The organism is Draconibacterium orientale, from assembly GCF_900111425.1.
Classification (GTDB): domain Bacteria; phylum Bacteroidota; class Bacteroidia; order Bacteroidales; family Prolixibacteraceae; genus Draconibacterium; species Draconibacterium orientale.
In genome coordinates this window covers 1-23,428 of sequence record NZ_FOHT01000050.1, presented here as the reverse complement: position 1 = coordinate 23,428, position 23,428 = coordinate 1, and the positions used below count along the sequence as shown (strand labels likewise).

Below are 23,428 nucleotides of genomic sequence, written 5' to 3'. Positions count from 1 at the left end.
GCTAAGGATTTAACCAGGAGAGGAAAACCTGCTGGCTCTGTATTGCCCGAAGGTATTATTTTGAAGAAATACAAATAGCTAATAATGAGCAAAATGCTAAAAATAAAATTTGGATTACAACATAGAAGGGTGAGGGGTAGGGTAATTTACACAAACCCTACCCCTTTGTCCCCGACGTAAAGTACGGGATTTCGCAAGCTCAACTATCGACATTTCGCGAGAGAAGCTCCCGAAAGGGTGCAGGGTCAAGAGATTGATTAAAAACACTACCCTTTTGTCTATCGACATTTTCCCTTAAAAGGGAAAACAGCTTCATTGAAACGCTTAGTGTAACCTGGTAGCTGGCTCCCCTCGCGAGGGGAGCTCCCGTCAGCTGACGGATGAGGGGTAAAGGGTAGAGAGATTTAACTTAATGCCCTACCCCTTTGTCCCCGACGTAAAGTACGGGATTTCGCAAGCTCAACTGTCGACATTTCCTCTCACGAGGGGAAAAACCGCTTCATTGAAACGCTTAGTGTAACCTGGTAGCTGGCTCCCCTCGCGAGGGGAGCTTCCGTCAGCTGACGGATGAGGGGTAAAGGGTAGAGAGATTTAACTTAATGCCCTACCCCTTTGTCCCCGACGTAAAGTACGGGATTTCGCAAGCTCAACTGTCGACATTTCCTCTCACGAGGGGAAAAACCGCTTCATTGAAACGCTTAGTGTAACCTGGTAGCTGGCTCCCCTCGCGAGGGGAGCTTCCGTCAGCTGACGGATGAGGGGTGAAGGGTAGAGAGATTTAACTTAATGCCCTACCCCTTTGTCCCCGACGTAAAGTACGGGATTTCGCAAGCTCAACTATCGACATTTCCCCTCACGAGGGGAAAAACCGCTTCATTGAAATGCTTAGTAGTAACTTGATGCTGGCTCCCCTCACGAGGGGAGCTTCCGTCAGCTGACGGATGAGGGGTAAAGGGTAGAGAGATTTAACTTAATGCCTTACCCCTTTGTCCCCGACGTAAAGTACGGGATTTCGCAAGCTCAACTATCGACATTTCCCCTCACGAGGGGAAAAACCGCTTCATTGAAACGCTTAGTAATAACTTGATGCTGGCTCCCCTCACGAGGGGAGCTCCCGTCAGCTGACGGATGAGGGGTAAAGGGTAGAGAGATTTAACTTAATGCCTTACCCCTTTGTCTGTCGACATTTCCCCTCACGAGGGGAAAAACCGCTTCATTGAAACGCTTAGTAGTAACTTGATGCTGGCTCCACTGTTTTTATAAAACCGAATTAGTATGCTCAACGGTTGATGCCGGCAGCATCAAATGTTTATAGCACGGTACAAATAAGAAATATCCGACTCCGGCCGGAGTCGTACCATTCCCCGTCAATTGATTTTCTATAAACATTGGCATCCGCCGGATTCTTTCCATAAAAAAAAGGCAATGTCTGTTTCAGACAAGATAAGGGTTACACAAATAATGTTTTATCTACCTGGTTAAAATGTGTGATTTGCCTGCAGCGATAACCGTTATACCCGGCATTGGCCGAATTTACGATAATCACCTCCCCCGCCCCGGAACGAATTGCCGCCTCAACCCCGGCATGCGAGTCTTCAAAAATCAATGTTTTCTCAGCTTTTGTTCCGATGGCCGAAATGGCTTTGTTAAACAAATCGGGATGTGGTTTTCCGCGCATTGTACCGTCGTTATAGATAATATGCCCGGGCCTGAAATACTTCAACAAGGGAAAATGCCGGATAAAAAAATCGACATTGTTTTTTGCCGAAGCAGTTGCAATTGCCAACGCAACACCCGATTCTTTCAAGAAACTAATCAGCTGCTCGGCCCCCGGAGCCAGTTGCATTCCGTGCTCCAGGCACATACTGCGGTAAATCATTTCCTTCTCTTCGGTTAGCCGATACACTTCGGCATCGTTCAGTTTGCGTTTAAACAGGTATTCGAACGTATCTTTGGCATTAATTCCGTGAATGTACTTTTTCTGCTCCTCGTGGCTGAGGGTAAATCCGTATTTCTCCAGGAACCGGTTCCACGAATTGTTTTGCAGGTGCGTATCCCAAAACAAAGTACCGTTAAAATCAAAAACTACTCCTTTAAGTTTCATCTAATAATTAATTACAGGGTTATACTTTTTTATAATACTTACTGAATTTTAAGAAATGCTTCTCCCAGGTGTTCGATAATATCGCCGGCCATTAACGCGAATTCCGAGTGTTTTTTGGCCGCCATATCTCCGGCCAGCCCGTGCAGATAAACGCCCACCAACGCTGCGTCAACCGAGCTCATTCCCTGTGCAAGCAATCCCAGAATTATTCCGGTAAGGGCGTCGCCACTTCCGGCGGTTCCCATTCCCGGGTTGCCTGTCGAATTCCAGCAAAGCGTTCCATCGGGTGCTGCCACCGAAGTGTGTGCTCCTTTTAACACCACCACACAGTTGTATTTTTTGGCAAAGGCCATTTGTTTCTGAATGGCATCGTACGAATCAGTGGTTTCGCCTACCAAACGCCTAAATTCCCCGGGGTGTGGCGTAAGCACCGATCCTTCAGGTAGTTTTTCCAGCCAGGCTTCATTTTCGGCCAAAATATTCAGCGCATCGGCATCGATAACCATCGGCACTTTTGCCTGGTCGCACAAGTCGCACAAGGCACGGCACGAATTTCGTTTCAGCCCCAGCCCCGGGCCAACACCAATGGCAGCATAAGGCGCAAGATCAGGAAAGGAAGTAAACATCGAATCGTGCTGATCGATACTTGCCATGGCTTCGGGCACAGCAGTTTGAATGATCGGGAATCCCATGTGCGGAACATGCGTGGTCAGCAATCCTGCCCCGGCTCGCAAACAGGCTTTTGATGCCAATACGGCCGCTCCCATTTTGCCATAACTTCCGGCAATAAGCAGTGCGTGGCCAAAAGTTCCTTTATGATCGAATTTAGTGCGCAATGGTAAACGCGCAGTTATATCTTCCACATCGGCAAAGGAATACGGCGATGGCGTTTCGCTGATTCCATCGGGATGCAAACCAATGGGCAGCACTTCCCATTGCCCCACATACTGTTCGTTCTCGGCAAACAGGAAACTTATTTTCGGGAACTGCAGGGTTAACGTAAAGTCGGCACGGATAATATTTTCAAGCTTATTTCCGGCATTGCTTTCGCCCATCAGTCCGCTGGGAATATCAACGGCCACCACCACATTCAACAGCTGGTTAATATGTTGAACCAGTTGTGCCGGCAGCCCTTCCAGCGGCCTCGACAAACCCGAGCCAAACAAACCGTCAATCAGCACATCGGTATCCGAAACTTCCGGGAAATCGTTTTCCGAACGTAGTTTTGTCAGCTTCACCTTGCCCTGCTCTTCCAACCTTTTGTAGTTAATGGCAGGCGAACCTTTTAACGGCTTACCAAAATCAAGCAGGTAAACCTCACATTGGTAATCCAGATCGGCCAGCTGCCGGGCCATTGCCAAAGCATCGCCACCATTGTTTCCGGGGCCGGCAAAAAACAGTAGCCTTTCTTCGGTAGAAAACTGTTGAACAACCCAGTTGGTCATTTGCAGCGAGGCGCGTTCCATCAAATCAATGTCGGCAATGGGTTCGTTTTCGATGGTAAACTTGTCGATTGCGGCTATTTGTTTAGTTGTAAATAATTTCATCTGCTGATAAATATGAAGGTTACAAGCAGAAAATGCCTTTGCATTTTCTCAGGCTGCAACTATTGTTTTGTCTAAATTATAAAAAACACAAATGATTTTCAGGATTATAATTGATTTTCTTCCGCGAAAAAAAGATGTAAACGCCCGTTAGCTGTTGGTTTCGGTTCTCCGCTTGTCGTATTATTTTACACCGGTTAACACGCCATAACAAACACAAGGCACTGAACCTGACCCATATGAAATTGTTAAACCTGAAAAGATTTTTATATTTGCCAACTTACAAAAAACGGAGGAAAAAAAGAGAGGTATGCAGGAAACAGAACAAGTAGGAGCACTTATTAAAAACGACGCGGTAGTATTAGGATTATTATTGGCATTACTGGCCGCTATTTTCTATACGAGCAACTCGTCGAAACCTATTTTTAAGAAATTCTACAGTGTTGTTCCCATGCTGTTGCTCTGTTATTTTTTACCCAGTTTACTCACCACTTTTAATATTGTTGACGGCGAACACTCGCAGCTGTATTTTATGGCATCGCGCTATTTGTTGCCGGCTAGTTTGGTTTTACTAACGCTTAGTATTAACCTAAAAGAAGTGTTTAAATTGGGAAGCAAGGCGCTGATTATGTTTCTTACCGGTACCGTTGGTGTTATTATTGGCGGGCCATTGGCAATTTTAGCAGCGTCGGCCATTAACCCCGATCTTGTAGGAGGCGCAGGCCCCGACGCTGTTTGGCGCGGAATGACCACCATTGCCGGAAGCTGGATTGGTGGTGGTGCCAACCAGGCTGCCATGTACGAAATTTTTAAACCATCGGATCATTTGTACTCGATAATGATTACGGTTGATGTGCTGGTAGCCGAAGTTTGGATGGCCATTCTGCTTATTGGGGTTGGAAAATCGAAACAGATCGACAAACATTTTAAAGCCGATGCCAGCAGTGTTATGCAATTGAAAGATCACATGCATGAATTCAGCCAGCGCATAGCACGCATACCCAGCAGTACCGACATTATGGTTATTGCAGCCATTGGGCTTGGCGTTACCGGTTTTGCGCATTTGGTATCCGACTGGATTGCCCCTTATATCGAAGTTCATGCGCCAGCCTTGAACAAGTTTAGTTTAACCTCAAAATTCTTCTGGTTAATTATCCTTTCAACCACCATTGGTATTGCTCTCTCCTTTACAAAACTCCGCAATTACGAAGGAGCCGGAGCCTCAAAAATAGGTACGATCTTTATTTATATTCTGGTGGCAACCATTGGAATGAAAATGGACGTGGGCAAAATCTTCGACAACCTTGGATTGTTTTTGGTTGGCGGAATATGGATGGCCATTCACGTTATTCTGCTGTTGATTGTAGGGAAGCTGATTCGTGCACCCTATTTCTTCCTGGCGGTTGGTAGTAAAGCAAATATTGGAGGTGCGGCAAGCGCCCCGGTTGTGGCGGCTGCATTTCACCCTTCGCTGGCACCGGTTGGTGTTTTACTGGCTGTTTTGGGTTATGCACTAGGAACCTACGGCGCATGGATGTGCGGACTACTTATGCAAGTTGCGGCACATTAAGCATATTTTTGGCTTATCAGAAGATGTCAAAAATTTCACGTAGGACAACGACAACAACTATGGCAACTAAAATGGCCAGTGAAACAGCCATGGCATTTTGCACAAAACGGTTTCGCTTTTCGAGCTCTATTAGTTTCGATATTTTCCCGATTTTATTGTACACCTTTTTCAGGGCAATATCGTTGTCTTTTATAATGTAATCGTAGGCGCCGTATTTTATCGAATTTACAGCCACTTCCATGTCTTCATGCGAAGTAAGAAAAATAAACTCGGTACGTTCACTTATTTTTTTTACGGCCTGCAAAACTGCAATTCCCGTAGTATCGTTTAAATGATAATCCTCCACAACAATATCAGGCCTTTCGCCTTTGTTTACAGCTGCCAGACAATCCTCGGCATTATAAAACGATTTTACCCTTTTCATTCCTTGTTTCCGAAGAAATTCAACCACTAGTTTGTGGTACAGTTTGTTGTCTTCAACTACGAAAATCAATAAGTTTTTATTCACAATTGCTAGTTTTTGGTGTATTTAACATCTTAAATGTACAATTATTAATTCATTTTCAATGCTTCCGACGCCTTCATCAATTTAACAAAGCATAATTCCACCGTTCCGGATTCTTTTGTACTTTAGCCCAAAATCAAAAAAATTTATCATGAAAAACTATATTTTTCTTTCCTTCATCTTGTTTTTAATTGGTGTACAACCTCTTGTAGCACAAGAAGCAAAGTACGCCATCGACGAAAATATCCGGTACACATCCGACGCTTCGGAATATGCACAGGAACGTTGCAAGCTAGATATTTATTACCCGGAAAACAAAACCGATTTCACTACCGTGGTTTGGTTTCATGGTGGCGGAATTACCGGTGGCAATAAATTTATTCCCGAAAAATTAAAAGAACAGGGAATAGCAGTGGTAGCGGTAAACTATCGGTTGTCGCCAAAAGTTAAGTGCCCGGTTTATATCGAAGATGCAGCCGCCGCAGTTGCCTGGACCTTTAAAAACATTGAAAAATATGGAGGAAGTAAAGACAAGATAGTTGTTAGCGGACATTCGGCCGGCGGCTACCTGACCAGCATGGTTGGCCTGGACAAACATTACCTGGCAGCCCACGATATAAATGCCGACGATATTGCAATGCTGATTCCGTTTAGCGGGCACACCATTACGCATTTCACCATTCGCGATGAAAAAGGAATTCCGGGAACTCAGGCTATTGTTGATGAATATGCACCGCTTTATTTTGTTCGCCCCGATGCTCCTCCCACGATATTTATTACCGGCGATCGTGAATTGGAAATGCTGGGCCGTTACGAAGAAAATGCCTACATGTGGCGCATGATGAAAGTGGCCGGACATAAAAACTGCAAACTCATGGAACTCGACGGGTTTAACCACGGCGAAATGGCCTCGCCGGCTTTGGAGATTCTATTAAAAGAAATTAAAGTACTCGACAAGTAATACAAACGCCATGAAACGCTGCCCCACTGGCCTGCCATTTTTGTTGAGGCTGTCAAATCTCTACTTTGGGGAAAAAGCACACAACAGAATACCCACAAACGGAGAGTTTGCAGTTTCTGCTCATTCTGATAACTTTACCGCCCGTTAAAAGAAATTAAAAAACTATGGAGACACCGTTTCTGGCGTTGATAATTCTTTTTGTTATCACTCCTGTTCTGGTTATTTATCTTGAAGGTAAATTTTCGATATTAAAAAAAATTGGTGCCGTACTTATTTGCTACGGTGTTGGTTTAATTATTGGCAACATGGATGTACTGCCTCACGGAGCCGAAAAATACCAGAACATGCTCACCGACATTACCATTCCGCTGGCCTTGCCATTGATTCTTTTTTCGGTTGATGTGCGCTCGTGGTTTAAAATGGCACGCTCGGCATTTTTGGCACTTGTAACCGGCTTAATTTCGGTACTTCTAATTGTTATTATCGGCTTTTTTATTTTCCGTAACGACATTGAAAACTCGTGGCAGGTAGCCGGAATGCTGGTGGGTGTTTACACCGGTGGCACACCTAACATGGCCGCCATGAAAACGGCATTAAACGTGTCGCAGGAATTGTACATAATGACTCACACCTACGACCTTACGCTTGGCGCCATTTACCTGGTTTTTATTCTATCCATTGGGCAGAAAGTGTTTTTGTGGTTTTTGCCTCCGTTTAAACCGGTAGAGACCGAAGGCTCTGCTGCTGAAGAAATAAATACGGAAGAAGAATTTGAATCATACGACGGCATGTTGAAGAAAAAAACCTTGCTGCCATTGCTCGGTGCTTTCGGAATTTCGGTGGCTATTCTTGGTGTAAGTTACGGCATCAGCCTGCTTTTGCCCAAAGAATATCAAACGGCAGTTGTTATTCTGCTTATCACTACCTTCGGAATTGCCTTTTCGTTCGTGCCAAAAATAAAAGCCATAAAAAAGACCTTTCAACTGGGCATGTACCTCATCCTTATTTTTTGCTTAACCGTTGCTTCCATGGCCGATATAAGCAAACTATCGAACATATCTTTTTCGCTGTTTTACTATGTGGCGTTGGCTGTTTACGGGTCGCACATTATTCACATAGCTCTGGCCCGTATTTTTAAAATTGATGCCGATACGGTAATCATTTCAACCAGCGCACTAATTTGCTCGCCGCCGTTTGTGCCCGTGGTTGCCGGCGCCTTAAAAAACCGTCAGGTTATTTTAACCGGACTGGTAGTTGGAATTGCCGGTTATGCCGTTGGAAATTACCTGGGAGTGCTTATTGCTTATTTGCTGAAATAGTATCCAGTACCCAGTACCCAGTACCCAGCAACTTAGGGATGTCATCTTTATATACGCTAAAAATAAAGATGACATCCTCATTTCACTCCGTTCTGTCCTAATGTATCAGTCGCAGTTTGCAGAATCCAGAATCCAGAATCCAGCATCAAGCATCAAGTATCAAATATCCAATATTCAATTTCGAATAACCAATATTCAACGATCAAGAATCCAGTATCACAACTCAGCAAAGTTCGCCCAAACAGCTTCCATCATTTCCTGCGAAACAGCAAGTGCATTGCTGCGCCATTTTTCCGATGGCGGGTAAAACATCTCGTAATACGCGGCCAAGGCTTTTAAACTGTCTGCTTCTGATTTATAACCGTAATGGGCCCCCTGATTTTCGGCAATGGAAATATGCGCCGATTTTACGGCTCCAATGGTCGATCCGGTATTTAATGTGCCAAATTCCATCAACATGGGTATCGATGTTTTGTCGGGAAATAAATCGCCAATATATTCAACAAACTGACCATGTACGGTGTAAAAATTTTCCGAGTCGCCCCAATCAATTTGGTAGCCTTCAAAAACAGCCTCGGTTTTTGCTTTTAATTCCAGATCATCGATTGGATTCGGGAACAGATGCAACGCTCCCCGCTCACCAAAACCGGTATGCAAATCGAGGTTTAACAGTGTGGAATATGGTTCTGCAATATCGTTTAATACTTCCGACATAATAGCCACCTGCTGTTCAAAAGCGTAACCACCGAAGTAAATTCCTTCCTGAAATTCGTACTGTCCCTGAGCAAAAGCCTGTAACAATGCCGGCATCCCCTTTCGGGCAATTTGCTTAACAGCCGTTATCAAAAAAAACTTGTTGCCAAGGCTGTTCATATTCAGCTTGCCTTTGGGTGTCAGCATATCGTAAAGCGCCACAAAGCCATCGTTTTTTGTTTGAAAAAGAGAAGGATCGGTGCTGTAATTTCGGTTCAAATCGACATTGTTTTCGGAAAAACGCCGCTGGTTCTTAAAACCCCAGGCATTTAATCCGTGTACGAGCAAAACTCCGGTATTGCGGAACAGCTCGGGTTTAAAAAACTCGGCCATTAATTGTTGCTGCACCGCACTGCCCACAAAACCTTCAATGCCGTGTGTGCCGGAGCAGATCATCACCAGTTTTTCGGTGGTATCTTTTGCCTGGATGTAGCAAAAATCGATGGTTAAACCGGTGTCGGTTTTACTTTCTACAGCTCGCGAAAATATGGCCACACTATCAAACCGCGTTTTCATGGAATTGGCTTGCGCCCTGAATGCTGCGCGACACTCCTCCCACGAGTTTTGGTAATAGGCCAGTTTAGCTTTGTCAACCGTTACATCGGGGTCGGTGGGAGAATAGGAATTCAAGCTCACGTACGAATACCCCAATACCAATACAACCAAAACAACAAGAGCTATTCCGGCAATCTTTAGTGTTTTTTTCATGACAAATTTTTAGATTACAAACTTTACCAGCCGGTCTTCAATCATTTGTTGCAACTGGCTAAGCAAAGTCTTTTCGTGCCTGTCAATATAGCCATCTTCGGTGGCAATATGTATAATCTTGTCGTAATCGTCGCGCGTGATTTTATGATCGGCAATTGCCTTCTCGATCATCGCTCTTAAACGCATCGCACTTTCACTTACTTCTTCTTTCATCTTTTTAATATTGTTTGTTTTCTATCGAAACTCGTTGTTAACCGTCGGTGCTTGTTTTTATCAAAATCACTTTTTGTTGAACATATTTACTAAAAATAGAAATTCATCTTACAATTTACAAATACCCGACATTTAGTTTCATCTTATTAATCTACAACAGAATAAAACTTTTTACGTTCAAAAACCGAATTCTTAAAAACTATTAAAATCTTACTTTTTCTTCAATAAGCTCGTACAAATTGTACATTTGCACCTTATTTATCACGGAAATGAATTTAAAAACAGATAAAGTTGGCATAATCGGGAGTGGTAGCTGGGCAACGGCTTTGGCTAAAATTCTGTTAGAAAACGTAAACGAGATTAACTGGTATTTTCGTAAGCAATCAACCATTGAAACGTTTAAAAAGAACAAACATAATCCGCGCTATTTGCACGAAGTGGAATTTGATACCTCAAAGATTAATTTCTGCGACGATATAAATTGCGTCATTAATCAGTCTGATATTCTAATAGTTGCTGTTCCTTCGGCATTCCTTCCTACTGTATTGGCCGATGTAAAAGACCTTTCGGGGAAATATATTTTATCGGGAGTAAAAGGAATTGTTACCGAAGAAAACCTTTTGGTGGCTGAATATTTGCAAAAGTATTTTAATGTCGATCATGATATGATTGGTGTTTTGGCCGGACCGTGCCATGCCGAAGAAGTTGCGCGCGAAAAGCTGTCGTACCTCACCGTGGCCTGCACCACCGAAGAAAAGGCGATGAAATTTACACAGCTTATTGAGTGCGATTATATTTACACTTCGGCCTCGGATGATATTTGGGGAACCGAATATTCTGCAGTTCTGAAGAACATTATTGCCATTGCCGCCGGTATTGCACACGGGCAACGTTTTGGCGACAATTTTCATGCGGTGCTCGTTTCGAGGGCGATTCAGGAAATTAAACGTTTTGTTGACCAGGTGCATCCGATTGACCGCGACATAAAAGCACCGGCCTACCTGGGCGACCTGATGGTAACTGCTTACTCGCAATTTAGCCGCAACCGTACTTTCGGCTCGATGATTGGCAAAGGCTACTCGGTTAAGGCTGCGCAACTGGAATTAAATATGGTTGCCGAAGGTTATTATGCATCAAAATCCATCCATCAGATTAACAAAAAACACCAGGTTGACATGCCTATTTGCGAGGCGGTTTACCAGATTCTTTACGATAAAGTACCGCCACACAAGGTTTTTGCTGAATTGACACCAAAACTGTGTTAAAACTTTAATAAAGAAGAAAAAAACCGGGCAACAAACATTACTCCCGTACGATGCTGCCATTCTAACTGGTAAAATGCTGTATTTTTAGGATGATGGCGGAATGACTGTAGCGGAATGCAAAAAACCGGCGCGGAATGGAACATAACGCCGTTGTGTTGCATTTCGCTACCGTTTTTTGCGTTTCGCAGTGGTTTTTTGTGCTCCGCTGTCGTTGGGCAGCTTTCCGCTTTGGTTTTTTCCGTTTCGCAGTGGTTTTTTATGCTCCGCTGTCGTTTTTTCCATTTCGCGGTGGTTGAGTCGCATTTCGCTGCCGTTTTTTACGCTTCGCGTTGGTTTTTCCAATTCCGCGATGGATTATTACATTTCGCAGCAGATTTTCGTAGCCCTTTTGAGGATCATTTCTAAAATATGGGAGGATTTCACATTTTAAAGGATTAGTTTAAAAATACGGTGGATTACTATATTTGTACGAGCTACATGAAATTCAGTAAAGTTATACCGATTTAACAACAAAGTGTCGCATTTTTTCATTTCATTCAGAACGCTCCGGTGTTGTAGTATCGGCATTAACCATTGTAATCCGGACAACAGTATAAGATATGCATTACCCCTCACCCTGTCGGGACTCCCCTCACGAGGAGAGCCTGTTGTTAGGAAGCTGTAATAGCAGCACCAAATCCTCTTCCAGTTACTAAAAAACTGTTTTCCCTTCATAAGGGAAAATGTCGACAGTTGAGCTTGCGAAATCCCGTACTTTACGTCGGGAACAAAAGGGTAGAAAGAGTTATGAGGTCCCATTAATTCCATATATTGACTTCCTTATGAGTTCATTTATCGTTAAAAAATGAAAATAATTTATGCTCCACCAGAAATTTCATGTGATCCATTTTGCTCCCCCCAGAAAGTAGAGCTGAACCCTTTTTGATTCGAATGTGCCTGAAGAGGACTTTTATAAAGTTTAAAACTTCGAATAAGGGTATAAAAAAAATGCCACACGTAAAACGAATGGCATTTCAGAAAATTATGGTGAGAATCTTCTTATCTCATGGCTTTCCAGGCGTTGATCAAACCATTGGTTGATGCATCGTGGCCTGTTACTTTTTCGTTGTTGTTCAGTTCGGGCAGAATAGCGTTGGCCAGCTGTTTTCCCAGCTCAACTCCCCACTGGTCGAAACTGTAAATATTCCAGATAATTCCCTGAACAAAAATTTTGTGTTCGTACATGGCAATTAACGATCCCAAACCCCGTGGTGTTAATTGTTTCACCAAAATTGAGTTGGTTGGGATATTGCCCATGAATATTTTAAATGGTGTCAATTCTTTAATTTCTGCTTCCGATTTTCCGGCAGCTTTTAATTCGGCAACCACCTGCTCTTCGGTTTTACCCACCATCATCGCTTCGGTTTGTGCAAAGAAATTGGCCAGTAATTTCGGATGATGATCGCCTACTTTATTGTGGTTAACTGCCGATGCGATAAAGTCGCAGGGAATTAGTTTGGTACCCTGGTGAATCAGCTGGTAAAAAGCATGCTGACCGTTTGTTCCGGGCTCTCCCCAAATAATCGGGCCGGTTTGGTAATCTACCTGTTCGCCATTACGATCAACATATTTACCGTTACTTTCCATGTTTCCTTGCTGGAAATAGGCTGAAAAACGGTGCATGTACTGGTCGTAAGGCAGAATGGCTTCACTTTCGGCACCATAGAAATTGTTGTACCAAAGTCCGATCAGAGCCAGAATTACCGGGATATTTTTATCGAAATCGGTTTCGCTGAAATGTTTGTCCATGGTATGGGCACCTTCCAGCAACTCAATATAATTATCGTAACCAATACCCAGCATAATGCTTAAACCAATGGCCGACCACAAGGAGTAACGACCGCCAACCCAGTTCCAGAAACGGAACATATTATCGGTATCGATACCGAAAGCCGAAACCGCTTCGGCGTTTGTTGAAACGGCCACAAAGTGTTTGGCTACATTCTCCAAATCTTTTGCCGACTCAAGGAACCAGTCTTTAGCCGTGTTGGCATTGGTCATGGTTTCCTGTGTGGTGAAAGTTTTAGAAGCGACAATAAACATCGTGGTTTCCGGATCAACTTCTTTCAAAGTTTCGGCAATGTGCGTTCCGTCAACATTCGAAACAAAGTGCAGTTTCAAATGGTTTTTGTAAGGTTTTAACGCCTCGGTAACCATTAACGGCCCGAGATCCGATCCGCCAATACCAATGTTTACAATATCGGTAATGGTTTTTCCGGTGTAACCTTTCCACTCGCCCGAAATTACTTTTTCAGTAAAACCTTTCATTTGGTCGAGTACAGCATTTACTTCAGGCATTACATCTTCGCCATCAACAACAATTGGGGTATTGCTGCGGTTGCGCAAAGCTACGTGAAGTACTGCACGATCTTCGGTAACATTAATTTTCTGCCCCGAGAACATCGCTGAAATGGCGTCTTTTAAACCACACTCTTCAGCCAGTTCAAACAATGTATCTTTCACCTCGTCATTAACGATGTTTTTCGAGAAGTCGAGCAGGATATCTTCAAATTTCAGCGAGTACTTTTCAAACCGGTCAGCATCGGCTGCAAACAGGTCTTTCATATGCGTGCCTTCAAACTCGAAATATAGCTCTTCCAGTTTTTGCCAGGCTTTGGTTTCAATAGGATTAATCTTAGGTAACATATTTTTGTTTTAAGCAGGAAGACCGAAGCACGAAGTTTTCTTCAAACCAGTTGCTGCAGCCGTCCGATAGTTAATAATCAAATTTCAGTAATGGCTCCACACTGAGCGAGGCTATTACTTTTATACGTTTACAAAGATAATTGATTCTGAAGATTGCAGCTGCAACTTACAGGAAGGTTAATGTTGGCTTAAGAAAAAATATGCGTTCGCGTAATTTAATGCATTTTCGGCCGCCACATGGCAACAATAAGTGCTGCGGTGGCCAAAATAATCCCTATGAAAACCAAAGTACAGCACACCAGGTTACTCCAATGTGCAAATTTTGCAAACGAACCGATGCCTGCAAAAATAAAAGCTGCTGCTAAAAAAGAAATCAATAATGTCTTTCGGGTTTTCGACATTCTTCTGGTTTTAACATTAAACACAACAAAACTATAAACACCAGACACTTATCCAAATTTTTTATTTTGAAGAATGCAGAATGTAATTGATTTGTAATATTTTTTACCATTTGAGACTCTCATTTTTACGATTTGAGATACCGGTTTACATTTTGCATTGATTTTCTATCTTTACCACAACTTCTGGCGATGAATTAAATTGTAATTATAAAGCCAGAAAAACAACTCAATTTTATATATGAAAACAGCCACATTTAAGGGATACCTGTTGGCCCTTGTTGCCACAATTGCTTTTTCAAACGTTTATATTTTCAGTAAGGCTGCGTTAAATGAAATTCATTTAACACAATTTGGCATTTACTGGTGTGGTTTTGGAATGTTGTTTAGTTTCCTTTTTGCACTAAAAAACAAAAAACTGGGTCAGCTAAAAGTTCTCGATAAAAGGCAACGCCGCATACTTTTGCTACTGGGCCTTCTCGAAATACTCACAACCACTTCGTTTTTTATATCTATAAATATTATCCCCGATCCTTCCGTTACGTCGTTTATCGGTAATCTGTTCCCGGTAATGGTTACCTTGGGTGGCATTGTATTACTGAAAGAAAAGTTTGGATGGGTTGAAGTTGTTGGTGCATCGCTGGCACTAATCGGTACTTTTGTTATTAGTTACACGGGCGGAACAAGTTTAAAAACGCTGTTTATTGCCGGTACCGGAGTGGTTGTAATTAACGCACTATTTGCCACCACCGCTACACTTATTGTAAAAGTGCATGTAAAAAATATAAGCCCCGAGTTGTTTAACCTAAACCGTTACACCTGGCTGTTTGCATTTTCACTTATTGCATTTTTTATTTACAGCCCTGAAGCCGCGATATCTTCCAGGGCCTTTGCCAACATCACAATCGGTTCTTTCCTCGAGTTTATTGCTATTTTAACGGTGTATTATTCCTATCAATTTATCGACGCATCGCGTTCGGCCGTGGTACAAACACTAAAAGGTATATTTGTTTTAATTGGTGCTTACCTTGTTTTTCATACTTTTCCGTTGATGCACCAGTTTGTTGGCGGAATGGTAACAGTTGTTGGCGTGCTGATAATGACACTGGCACAAGCCGGTATTTTTAGATCCAAAAACAATCTATCAAACTGAATTTCCAGTTAAAAAACTACACATTTAGTTTATTTGAAGTTTATTTAACAAAATTTCATATTTATTTTTTGTTTCTTTCGTTGAATTTATGCCAAGGCACAATTTTTGTTAAACAAAAACAAACAATTTTCAATCAGAAACGAAAACGAGAACCATGAAACAAAGTCCTTATAATTATACCTAAAAACTGCATGCCCTCATGCCTAATTCACCCGTTACTTTAGAAAACTAAAAGCATACCAAAATGAAGAAAAGAAACTGGCTGTTTGCCGCCATGGCAGTAATTATACTGTTTGTGGTATTCCTTATTGTATCCGGTTCGAAAAACGAAACCACTCAAATTACCACTACCGTAAAGAAAGGCCCTTTTGAAGTGCTGGTTTACTCGAGCGGTCAACTCGAATCGGAAAACTCCGATCATGTTTATGTTCCCGAAGAAATGAAAGATCGCCAAACGCGTATTTCCTCACTAACAATTACCGATATTGTTGAAGAGGGAACTTACGTAGATTCCGGCGATTACGTGGCCACACTCGATCATCAGGCTGTTCAGGAGCAGTTAAAAGATGCCCAGGATGAACTGGAAAAGACCTTGTCGGAATACAACGACAGTAAGATCGACTCCAACCTTACGCTTAGCAACGAACGCGACCAGATAATTAACGCCACCCTGGATGTGGAAGAGCGTAAAATTGCCGTTGACGAATCGGTTTATGAATCGCCGTCAGAACAAAAAAAGGTAAAAATGGATTACGATAAGGCCTTGCGAAAACTGGAACAATCGAAACAGGCTTACGAGTTAAAAACCCAACAGGAGATTAATAAGGTAAACCGCAAATTCATTACCTACAAACAAGTAAAAGAACGTGTTGATGCCCTGGAAAAATTAATGGATAAGTTGATTATTTATTCGCCCAAAGCAGGTATTATTTCCTATCACCAATACGAATGGGGAGGTACCGTTGAAACCGGATCGCGCGTTTCGCAATGGAGCCCCATAATTGCCACCTTCCCGAACATGGGCAACCTGGTTACCAAAACTTTTATTAACGAAATTGATATTGCGCTGATAAAACCCGGCCAGAAAGTAAGAATTGGAATTGATGCTTTCCCCGATAAAACATTAACCGGCGAGGTGGCCACCGTGGCAAACATGGGACAATTAATGCCCAAAAGCGATGCAAAGGTTTTTGAGGTAAAAATTAAGGTCGATGGCTCCGACCCGGAGCTGAAACCGGCCATGACCACCAGTAACACCATTCAGGCCAGTTTTATTGAAGAGGCCACTTATATTCCTATCGAGGCCGTATTTTCAAACGATAGTTTGTCGTATGTGTATCTTTCCGATTCGAAAACCGCACAAATTATTGAACCCGGAGAGGCTAACGAAAATTATATGGTAATAAACCAGGGGCTCGAAGAAGGCCAGGAAGTACAATTGCTCGAACCCGAGGATGCAGGCGATTACAAACTAAACGGTTTTGAAATTTATGCCGACATGAAACGTAAAGCTGCCGAAAAGGCTACAGACGAAGCCGCAAAAAAGAAAGAACAAAAAGAAGAAAAAGCACCTGAAATCCCCCAGGGAATGGCACTTCCCGCTGGTGTTACAATAACTTCGGCTAATTAACCACTCAAACCAAACAAGATGTTTATAAAAAGATATTTACACGATATTCTGATAGCGGTTGAAGCCATTATTGCCAACCGCCTGAAATCGATACTTACTGCACTCGGTATCATCTTTGGTGTGGCTGCGGTTATTAGCATGATGGCCATTGGAAACGGCGCCGAGCAGGAAATTCTGGAACAGATAAAACTGGTTGGCGTAAACAATATTGTTATAACGCCAAGCACTTATTCTTTATCCGACGGAGCCGGTGGCGATGGCAATGGCCAGCCCACAGCCAAAAAATTCTCGAAAGGACTGACACTTCTTGATGTTGAGGCCATAAAAAAAATTGTTCCTACTGTTGAACGGATATCACCGGTCATCTCTTTTAACTATTCAGCGTTGCTAAATGGTATCAGCAGACCTGTTGTGCTCGAAGGAATTGATAATCATTACTTCGATTTGTTTAACATGCAACTGGCCGAAGGAAATCGTTTTAACAGTACACAAGTAGAGAAAGGACTCCCCGTTTGTGTGATTGGAAATAACATTAAAGAGCAATTTTTTCGTCAGCAGGATCCCATTGGTAAATACATAAAATGCGGACAGATATGGTTGAAAATTACAGGAGTTATTGAACGACGCGATTTTACGGCATCGGCATCCGACGAATTGGGAATTAGCAGCTCCGACAATAAAATTTTTATTCCCGTGCAAACCATGCTGCTACGTTTTAAAAACCGTTCGCTCATCAGGGCCGACGAAGTTTTAAGTGCCAATAAAAACGCGAATGGTAATGGCATGGTTGTTATTTATGGCGGGCCCGAACAAACAGAAGAACCGGTTGATACCGACGATAATCTTAACCAGCTCGACAAGATCGTTGTTCAGATAAAGGAAACGGAACAACTCAGCAGCTCGGCAACATTAATAAAACGCATGTTGCTCAGACGCCATTCCGATTTGTACGATTTTGAAGTTACCATTCCCGAATTGCTGCTAAAACAGCAACAAAAAACCAAGAAGATATTCAACATTGTATTAGGTGTAATCGCCGGCATTTCGCTGGTTGTTGGCGGAATTGGAATTATGAATATTATGCTGGCATCGGTATTGGAACGTATCCGCGAAATTGGTGTTCGCCAGGCATTAGGCGCCAAACAAAAAGACATTATCGCACAGTTTCTTTCCGAGTCAACATTAATCAGTTTAACCGGTGGAATTATCGGAATTATTCTGGGTGTTGTGCTCTCGCAAATCATTACGGCCATGTTCGATATTAAAACAATTGTTTCTGCCTTTAGCATTTTTATTGCTTTTGGCGTATCGGTTGGTGTCGGGATTATTTTTGGCTATTTGCCCGCCAAACGAGCCGCAGCAAATGATCCGGTGGTAAGTCTTCGTTCATAAAATAACCTGAAAACAAGCAAAAAATGAAAAACATATTTCTCTCATTTATATTTATTCTGGGCCTTTCGGAATTTGCCGCAGCCCAGGAAGAACTGGTGTTAACACTTCCCGAAGTGATCGATATTGCTTCAGAACAATCCATCGATGCTTTCCGAAATAAAAACATGTATTTAGCCAGTTACTGGGAACACCGGTTTTATAAAGCCGAGCGCCTGCCAAGCATTTCCTTAAGTTCTAATCCAGCCGATTTTAACCGTTACAGTAACAGCGAGTACAACTTCGAAACCAACGAGGACGAATTCCGTTTGCGTGAATATTTTAACTCTGAAGTTAGCGTTTCTGCCGTTCAAAATGTTTCGTTAACGGGCGGACAAGTATTTTTACGTTCGGAACTGGGAATGATTAAAAACCTCGGTGGCGACAAAAACACTTCGTTTAATGCAACACCTATCAGTATTGGTTTTTCGCAGGAATTGAACGGGTATAACCGCCTGAAATGGCAAGCCAAAATTGAACCTTTGAAATTTGAGAAAGCCAAGAAAGAATTCATCCAGGATATGGAAGATCTGCGTGTAACTTCCACCTCGCGCTTTTTTGGGTTGATCAATGCCCAGATTCAGAAAAATATTGCGGAGATGAATTATGCCAATGCCGACACCTTATATAGAATTGGTAAAGGACGTTTCCAGGTAGGAACCGTAACTCAGGATGAATTGCTGGAACTGGAGCTCCGTTTGCTAAACAGCGAGCAGGCACTGAGTGTTGCCCAGCTTGGAGAAAAACGAGCACAGGCACGATTGAACTCGTTCCTCGGACTTCCGAAAGAAACGATGATAAAATGTGTTGTCCCCAGCGAAATTCCTGAGCTGAAAATTGATCCGGACCAGGCCATCGACGAGGCGATTAAGAACAACCCGGAGATTCTGAACCATCAGCAGCAAAAGCTACAGCAAGACGAAAATGTTGCCATTGCCAAATCGGAACGAGGGTTGAACACTACACTTTATGCCATGTATGGATTAAACAAAAGTGCCGAGAATTTTGAGGATGTATATACCGAACCCGACAAAAGCCAGGTGTTTAGCCTGGGCCTAAACATTCCTATTGTTGACTGGGGACGCGGTAAAGGACGTTATTCAATGGCCAAATCAAACCGCGAAGTGGCCCTGGCAACAATCAAACAGGAACGTATTGATTTTGAGCAAGACATTTACCAAAGTGTGCTGGAATTCAATCTTCAGGCCGGACAGGTAAACACAGCCGCAAAAGCCGATACGGTGGCACAAATGGGATACAATGTTACCTTTCAGCGTTTCCTCATCGGAAAGATTGATGTAACCCGGCTAAACATTGCCAGCAACGACCAGGAAACGGCACGTATGGCATACCTTACGCGGTTACGCGATTACTGGTCAGCCTACTACCGACTGCGCAGTTTAACGCTTTTTGATTTTGAAAACAGGAAACCGCTTGAAGCCGATTACGACAAACTTTTAGAAAACTAGTGTATGGCTGTAAAAAGAAAACATATTATCATAACTGCAGCAGTAATTTGTGTTATTGCGCTTGCAGCTTTTGCCGGTTCGCTTACCTCAAGCAAATCGGAGAAAATCTATGTGGTTGAAAAAGGCCCTTTTGAAGCAACCTTAACCTGCAAAGGAGAAATTAATGGCTTAGTATCTACTCCCATTCCTATGCCTAAAATACTTGGCGACAGAGAACTAAGGCTTTGGCAACTAAAAATTCTTGATTTGGCACAAGATGGTAAATACGTAAAAAAAGGCGATTTTATTATGCAACTCGATGCCAGCCAGATTATTTCAGGAATGCGCCAGGAACAGCAAAACCTTGAAACGGCTGAAGCCGACCTGAAAAATGCAAAAATTGACAGCACGGTACGGTTAACCGGTCTTCGGGAGGATATTAAAAATGCCAAGCTCGATCTGGAATACAATAAAATTGATTTGGAGCAATCGATTTACGAATCGGCAGCCTACCAGCGAAAGGCTCAAATGACTTATAAAAAAGCGGAAAATACAATTGCCAAAAAACAGCGCGATTACCAACTGGAACAAAATAAGTTAAAAATGGGAGTAGCCCGCTCGGAAGATAGGGTAAAACGGAGCCAGGAGAAAATAGCAAAATTCCAACAGGCTATGCAGGAGGCGCGTATTACTGCTCCTGAAGACGGGATTGTAATTTTTGGCGAAAACTGGGACGGCACAAAATACAGTAAAGACGGCGACATCTCTACCTGGTCGAACGGACCACCAATTGCCACTTTACCCGATATGTCGGAAGTGATTTCAGAAACCTATGTAAAGGAAATCGATATTTCGAAGATTAAAGTGGGCGATAGAGTAAGAGTTACGTTTGATGCCCTGGAAGGAGTGATAATCAATGCTAAAATAAATTCGATTGCACGCGTTGGTGAAGACCATAAGGATTTCGACATGAAAGTTTTTAAGGTACTTATTCATCTCGACGAATCGAACGACGGGTTAAAGCCGGCCATGTCGAGCAACAATGAAATAATTCTGGCCAATAAAGAGGAAGCTTTGTTTGTACCCTTAAAAGCTGTTATTCGCGAAAATGGTGAGGATTTTGTTTTCCTTTCAAACCACGGAGAGAAGGTAAAAACGTTAATAACCACCGGTTTTGAGAATGAAGAATTTGTGCTGATAGAAAACGGGCTACAGGAAGGCGACAAAGTAATTTTGAACCCCGTACTGGAAGAAATTTAGATTACACTGAGTAACAAATAGTAAAAACGGGCTGAGTTTTCAGTCCGTTTTTTTATTTAATTTCGCGCCATGCAAAAATCGGTACATCCTAATATTTATTTATTCAATCCCACTTGCGAATATGCCGTGGCAAATGGCAATACCTCGTGGCAACCGAATAAAATTCTGCAAAAAATGGAAGCCGATCTGGGCACCCTACCTCTTTATTTTGCCACTGAAAAAGATGTGGTAATTGTACCTGAAATTCCCTCAGGTGAATTTTATGAACACCTGCAAAAAATTGGGATTACACCTCCTGTTTTTGTTACCGAAAAAGAGTTGCAAAAGAATCCACCGGCACAAATTGGAAAACTTCAGCCCTGGGGATGGAGCCCGGCCGTACACAAACGGCTGGAAAGTTTAAAACCGCTTTGTAACGATGAATTCAAAAGCTCTCCGATATATCAATGGAAACCGGAGTACCGCGAACTCTATTCCAAGAAATTTGCCTTGCAGATTTTGCAACAATTGATTGACAAACATCCGTCGCCTGATTTTATTGGGGAAGATGAAATTACCGAAGTTTGCCAAACGCAGGATCAGATAGAAACGCTTCTGGCGAAGTGGGATAAACTTATGGTAAAAGCTCCGTGGAGCAGCTCGGGACGCGGGTTACAACCCATTACCAAGCAGCCGATACACGATAAAGTTTGGGAAAAGTTGTTGGGAATTGTAAAAGATCAGGGCTATGCTATTGTGGAAGCTTTTCAGCATAAAGAACTCGATTTAGCATTTCAGTTTGAGTTAAAAGCCGGCCAGATTAAGTTTGTGGGCACCAGCAATTTTTCGGCCGATAAAAAAGGGCAATACCTGGGAAACAGCCTCAACGGATTACCCGATGAAATGGATAAGGATGTAAAAGACTTTGCTAAGGAAATGTCAAAGCTGATCATTCCTGCGCTGATAGAAGAGATCGGGAAAAGTAAATTAGCCCAAAACTATGAGGGCTATTTTGGTGTCGATACCCTTATTTTCAGAGATAAAACCGGGACACTTAAAATAAATCCTTGCCTGGAAATAAATGTTCGCCACAACATGGGATTACTGTCGCTTTCCCTCGAAAAATTTATTGCTCCAACAAAAAAAGGCCGCTTCCGTATGTTTTTCAATCCGAAAATTCGCTTTGCTGATTTCTGCCGGCAAATGAGCCACGACCATCCACTTATTCTCGACAATCAAAAAATTGCTTCCGGCTTTTTCCCGCTAACAGCCTTTTCCAACGCCACCGGTTTTGGTGCCTATCTCCTCGTTTAATTCATCGGTCTTGATTTTTTATTCATTTTGTTTACCTTTAAATGAACGATTAATCCGGGCCGCTATGGAAAACAAAGACGAAAAACATACGAAGAAGGGGAAAAAGCTCTCCAAAAAATTTTACGAAAACGAACTCAACAGATTGCAGGTTGAATTGGTGCGCCTGCAGGAGTGGATAAAGTTTAAAGGGCTTAAAGTTGTAGTTATTTTTGAAGGGCGCGATGCAGCCGGCAAAGGCGGAACTATTAAACGCATTATTCAAACGCTGAATCCACGGATATGCCGCGTTGTTGCACTGGGAACTCCAACCGAACGCGAAAAAACACAATGGTATTTTCAGCGTTATGTGCCGCATCTTCCCGCTGCCGGCGAGATGGTTTTGTTCGACCGCAGCTGGTATAACCGGGCAGGCGTTGAAAAAGTAATGGGCTTTTGTAACAACGAAGAATACTGGGAGTTTCTCCGCTCGTGTCCAAATTTCGAACGCATGCTGATCCGCTCGGGTATTATTCTGATTAAATACTGGTTTTCGGTGAGCCAGGATGAACAGGAAAAACGTTTCAGGGCGCGGTTGAATGAGCCAACAAAACGGTGGAAACTAAGCCCGATGGACATTAAATCGATGGAGAAATTTGAAGAATATTCGAAAGCCAAAGATGAAATGTTTGCTTATACCGACACAAAAATAAGTCCATGGCTTATGGTTGATGCCGACGATAAAAAGCGTGCTCGGCTAAATTGTATTCATCACTTATTATCATCAATCCCTTACAAGGAGCTGGAACAACCTGAAATTGTACTTCCTGAACGACAGGAAAAAAAAGGTTATATACGTCCGCCACTGGATGAAATGACTTACGTACCGGAAGTTTATTAGATAATAATATTCAGGATTCCCGGGAATCACCAACAAAGAAAAAAGTAACACAATTTTAGACTAACTCTACCTCGCTACTCGTACCTACACTTTATGCTGAAATGTAAATTTTGAAAAGGCAAGAAAATAATCAATATACAATAACGAATATCCAATGCAGAACAAAGTAAAACGCATCAATTTACAATTGATTTGGATATTGATTATTCTAAATTGGATATATTGAATATCCGTAAATACTCATAATTTGATTTATTTCATTATCTTTAAGGTAGTTAAAACGATATAGATGAACCTATTTACTTTCACAGCAC

Annotated in this window: 18 protein-coding genes; 12 read left to right on the top strand and 6 right to left on the bottom strand. The window is 42.5% G+C overall.

The features are described 5' to 3' along the window. Positions 1 to 1,450 precede the first annotated feature (1,450 nt). Together BMW53_RS19340 and BMW53_RS19335 are read right to left on the bottom strand one after the other, a co-directional pair. Complete coding sequence (locus BMW53_RS19340; RefSeq protein ID WP_038558486.1) at positions 1,451 to 2,104, bottom strand: HAD family hydrolase; 654 nt, start codon at positions 2,102 to 2,104, stop codon at positions 1,451 to 1,453. A gap of 38 nt (positions 2,105 to 2,142) precedes the next feature. Then, a complete protein-coding gene (locus BMW53_RS19335) occupies positions 2,143 to 3,651 on the bottom strand; it encodes a bifunctional ADP-dependent NAD(P)H-hydrate dehydratase/NAD(P)H-hydrate epimerase (protein WP_038558484.1) in 1,509 nt (502 codons plus the stop codon). Between the two features lie 307 nt (positions 3,652 to 3,958). Here BMW53_RS19335 and BMW53_RS19330 point away from each other — a divergent pair, with 307 nt between their 5' ends. After that, entirely contained in the window at positions 3,959 to 5,218 is a 1,260-nt protein-coding gene (locus BMW53_RS19330) for a DUF819 family protein (RefSeq protein ID WP_038558482.1), read from the top strand. Positions 5,219 to 5,234: 16 nt separating this feature from the next. Here BMW53_RS19330 and BMW53_RS19325 read toward each other — a convergent pair whose 3' ends face one another. After that, positions 5,235 to 5,726, bottom strand: coding sequence for a response regulator (locus BMW53_RS19325; protein WP_038558480.1), 492 nt, complete (start codon positions 5,724 to 5,726; stop codon positions 5,235 to 5,237). A 148-nt stretch (positions 5,727 to 5,874) separates the two neighbouring features. Between BMW53_RS19325 and BMW53_RS19320 the strand changes: the two genes are divergently transcribed. Together BMW53_RS19320 and BMW53_RS19315 are read left to right on the top strand one after the other, a co-directional pair. Continuing rightward, entirely contained in the window at positions 5,875 to 6,684 is an 810-nt protein-coding gene (locus BMW53_RS19320; RefSeq protein ID WP_139178274.1) for an alpha/beta hydrolase, read from the top strand. A gap of 164 nt (positions 6,685 to 6,848) precedes the next feature. Beyond that, positions 6,849 to 8,003, top strand: coding sequence for a DUF819 family protein (locus tag BMW53_RS19315; RefSeq protein WP_038558479.1), 1,155 nt, complete (start codon positions 6,849 to 6,851; stop codon positions 8,001 to 8,003). Between the two features lie 216 nt (positions 8,004 to 8,219). On the opposite strand, the gene BMW53_RS19310 is transcribed toward BMW53_RS19315, so the two are convergent. Together BMW53_RS19310 and BMW53_RS19305 are read right to left on the bottom strand one after the other, a co-directional pair. Beyond that, positions 8,220 to 9,464, bottom strand: coding sequence for a M14 family metallopeptidase (locus tag BMW53_RS19310; RefSeq protein ID WP_038558477.1), 1,245 nt, complete (start codon positions 9,462 to 9,464; stop codon positions 8,220 to 8,222). 9 nt (positions 9,465 to 9,473) lie between these two features. After that, on the bottom strand, positions 9,474 to 9,677 hold the full coding sequence (locus BMW53_RS19305; protein WP_038558475.1) for a hypothetical protein: 204 nt from the start codon (positions 9,675 to 9,677) through the stop codon (positions 9,474 to 9,476). A 269-nt stretch (positions 9,678 to 9,946) separates the two neighbouring features. On the opposite strand from BMW53_RS19305, the gene BMW53_RS19300 reads away from it, so the two are divergent. Continuing rightward, on the top strand, positions 9,947 to 10,942 hold the full coding sequence (locus BMW53_RS19300) for an NAD(P)H-dependent glycerol-3-phosphate dehydrogenase (protein WP_038558473.1): 996 nt from the start codon (positions 9,947 to 9,949) through the stop codon (positions 10,940 to 10,942). Positions 10,943 to 11,980: 1,038 nt separating this feature from the next. Here the strand turns inward: BMW53_RS19300 and pgi are convergent. Beyond that, the gene (gene pgi / locus BMW53_RS19290) at positions 11,981 to 13,627 is read right to left on the bottom strand and encodes a glucose-6-phosphate isomerase (RefSeq protein ID WP_038558468.1); all 1,647 of its coding nucleotides are present in this window, start codon (positions 13,625 to 13,627) and stop codon (positions 11,981 to 11,983) included. A 276-nt stretch (positions 13,628 to 13,903) separates the two neighbouring features. On the opposite strand from pgi, the gene BMW53_RS21050 reads away from it, so the two are divergent. The 8 genes from BMW53_RS21050 (at position 13,904) to ppk2 (ending at position 23,114) form a co-directional block, all read left to right on the top strand. Continuing rightward, positions 13,904 to 14,065, top strand: coding sequence for a hypothetical protein (locus BMW53_RS21050; RefSeq protein ID WP_157470795.1), 162 nt, complete (start codon positions 13,904 to 13,906; stop codon positions 14,063 to 14,065). A gap of 201 nt (positions 14,066 to 14,266) precedes the next feature. Further along, a complete protein-coding gene (locus tag BMW53_RS19280; RefSeq protein WP_038558464.1) occupies positions 14,267 to 15,178 on the top strand; it encodes a DMT family transporter in 912 nt (303 codons plus the stop codon). A 244-nt stretch (positions 15,179 to 15,422) separates the two neighbouring features. Beyond that, positions 15,423 to 16,808 (top strand): efflux RND transporter periplasmic adaptor subunit, encoded by a 1,386-nt coding sequence (locus BMW53_RS19275; protein WP_051567825.1) that lies wholly within the window; start codon positions 15,423 to 15,425, stop codon positions 16,806 to 16,808. Between the two features lie 18 nt (positions 16,809 to 16,826). After that, positions 16,827 to 18,200, top strand: a complete 1,374-nt coding sequence (locus tag BMW53_RS19270; RefSeq protein WP_038558462.1) for an ABC transporter permease — start codon at positions 16,827 to 16,829, stop codon at positions 18,198 to 18,200. A gap of 23 nt (positions 18,201 to 18,223) precedes the next feature. Further along, positions 18,224 to 19,705, top strand: coding sequence for a TolC family protein (locus BMW53_RS19265; protein ID WP_038558460.1), 1,482 nt, complete (start codon positions 18,224 to 18,226; stop codon positions 19,703 to 19,705). A gap of 3 nt (positions 19,706 to 19,708) precedes the next feature. After that, a complete protein-coding gene (locus tag BMW53_RS19260) occupies positions 19,709 to 20,944 on the top strand; it encodes an efflux RND transporter periplasmic adaptor subunit (RefSeq protein WP_038558458.1) in 1,236 nt (411 codons plus the stop codon). A gap of 69 nt (positions 20,945 to 21,013) precedes the next feature. Then, on the top strand, positions 21,014 to 22,237 hold the full coding sequence (locus BMW53_RS19255) for a hypothetical protein (protein ID WP_038558456.1): 1,224 nt from the start codon (positions 21,014 to 21,016) through the stop codon (positions 22,235 to 22,237). Between the two features lie 64 nt (positions 22,238 to 22,301). Beyond that, positions 22,302 to 23,114, top strand: coding sequence for a polyphosphate kinase 2 (gene ppk2 / locus BMW53_RS19250; RefSeq protein WP_038558453.1), 813 nt, complete (start codon positions 22,302 to 22,304; stop codon positions 23,112 to 23,114). The last annotated feature ends 314 nt before the right edge of the window (positions 23,115 to 23,428 follow it).

Bases quoted from the DNA above. Each gene is read 5' to 3' on its own strand.
- BMW53_RS19340 (WP_038558486.1), bottom strand. From the start codon at position 2,104: ATGAAACTTAAAGGAGTAGTTTTTGATTTTAACGGTACTTTGTTTTGG.
- BMW53_RS19335 (WP_038558484.1), bottom strand. From the start codon at position 3,651: ATGAAATTATTTACAACTAAACAAATAGCCGCAATCGACAAGTTTACC.
- BMW53_RS19330 (WP_038558482.1), top strand. From the start codon at position 3,959: ATGCAGGAAACAGAACAAGTAGGAGCACTTATTAAAAACGACGCGGTA.
- BMW53_RS19320 (WP_139178274.1), top strand. From the start codon at position 5,875: ATGAAAAACTATATTTTTCTTTCCTTCATCTTGTTTTTAATTGGTGTA.
- BMW53_RS19315 (WP_038558479.1), top strand. From the start codon at position 6,849: ATGGAGACACCGTTTCTGGCGTTGATAATTCTTTTTGTTATCACTCCT.
- BMW53_RS19310 (WP_038558477.1), bottom strand. From the start codon at position 9,464: ATGAAAAAAACACTAAAGATTGCCGGAATAGCTCTTGTTGTTTTGGTT.
- BMW53_RS19305 (WP_038558475.1), bottom strand. From the start codon at position 9,677: ATGAAAGAAGAAGTAAGTGAAAGTGCGATGCGTTTAAGAGCGATGATC.
- BMW53_RS19300 (WP_038558473.1), top strand. From the start codon at position 9,947: ATGAATTTAAAAACAGATAAAGTTGGCATAATCGGGAGTGGTAGCTGG.
- pgi (WP_038558468.1), bottom strand. From the start codon at position 13,627: ATGTTACCTAAGATTAATCCTATTGAAACCAAAGCCTGGCAAAAACTG.
- BMW53_RS21050 (WP_157470795.1), top strand. From the start codon at position 13,904: ATGAAAACCAAAGTACAGCACACCAGGTTACTCCAATGTGCAAATTTT.
- BMW53_RS19280 (WP_038558464.1), top strand. From the start codon at position 14,267: ATGAAAACAGCCACATTTAAGGGATACCTGTTGGCCCTTGTTGCCACA.
- BMW53_RS19275 (WP_051567825.1), top strand. From the start codon at position 15,423: ATGAAGAAAAGAAACTGGCTGTTTGCCGCCATGGCAGTAATTATACTG.
- BMW53_RS19270 (WP_038558462.1), top strand. From the start codon at position 16,827: ATGTTTATAAAAAGATATTTACACGATATTCTGATAGCGGTTGAAGCC.
- BMW53_RS19265 (WP_038558460.1), top strand. From the start codon at position 18,224: ATGAAAAACATATTTCTCTCATTTATATTTATTCTGGGCCTTTCGGAA.
- BMW53_RS19260 (WP_038558458.1), top strand. From the start codon at position 19,709: ATGGCTGTAAAAAGAAAACATATTATCATAACTGCAGCAGTAATTTGT.
- BMW53_RS19255 (WP_038558456.1), top strand. From the start codon at position 21,014: ATGCAAAAATCGGTACATCCTAATATTTATTTATTCAATCCCACTTGC.
- ppk2 (WP_038558453.1), top strand. From the start codon at position 22,302: ATGGAAAACAAAGACGAAAAACATACGAAGAAGGGGAAAAAGCTCTCC.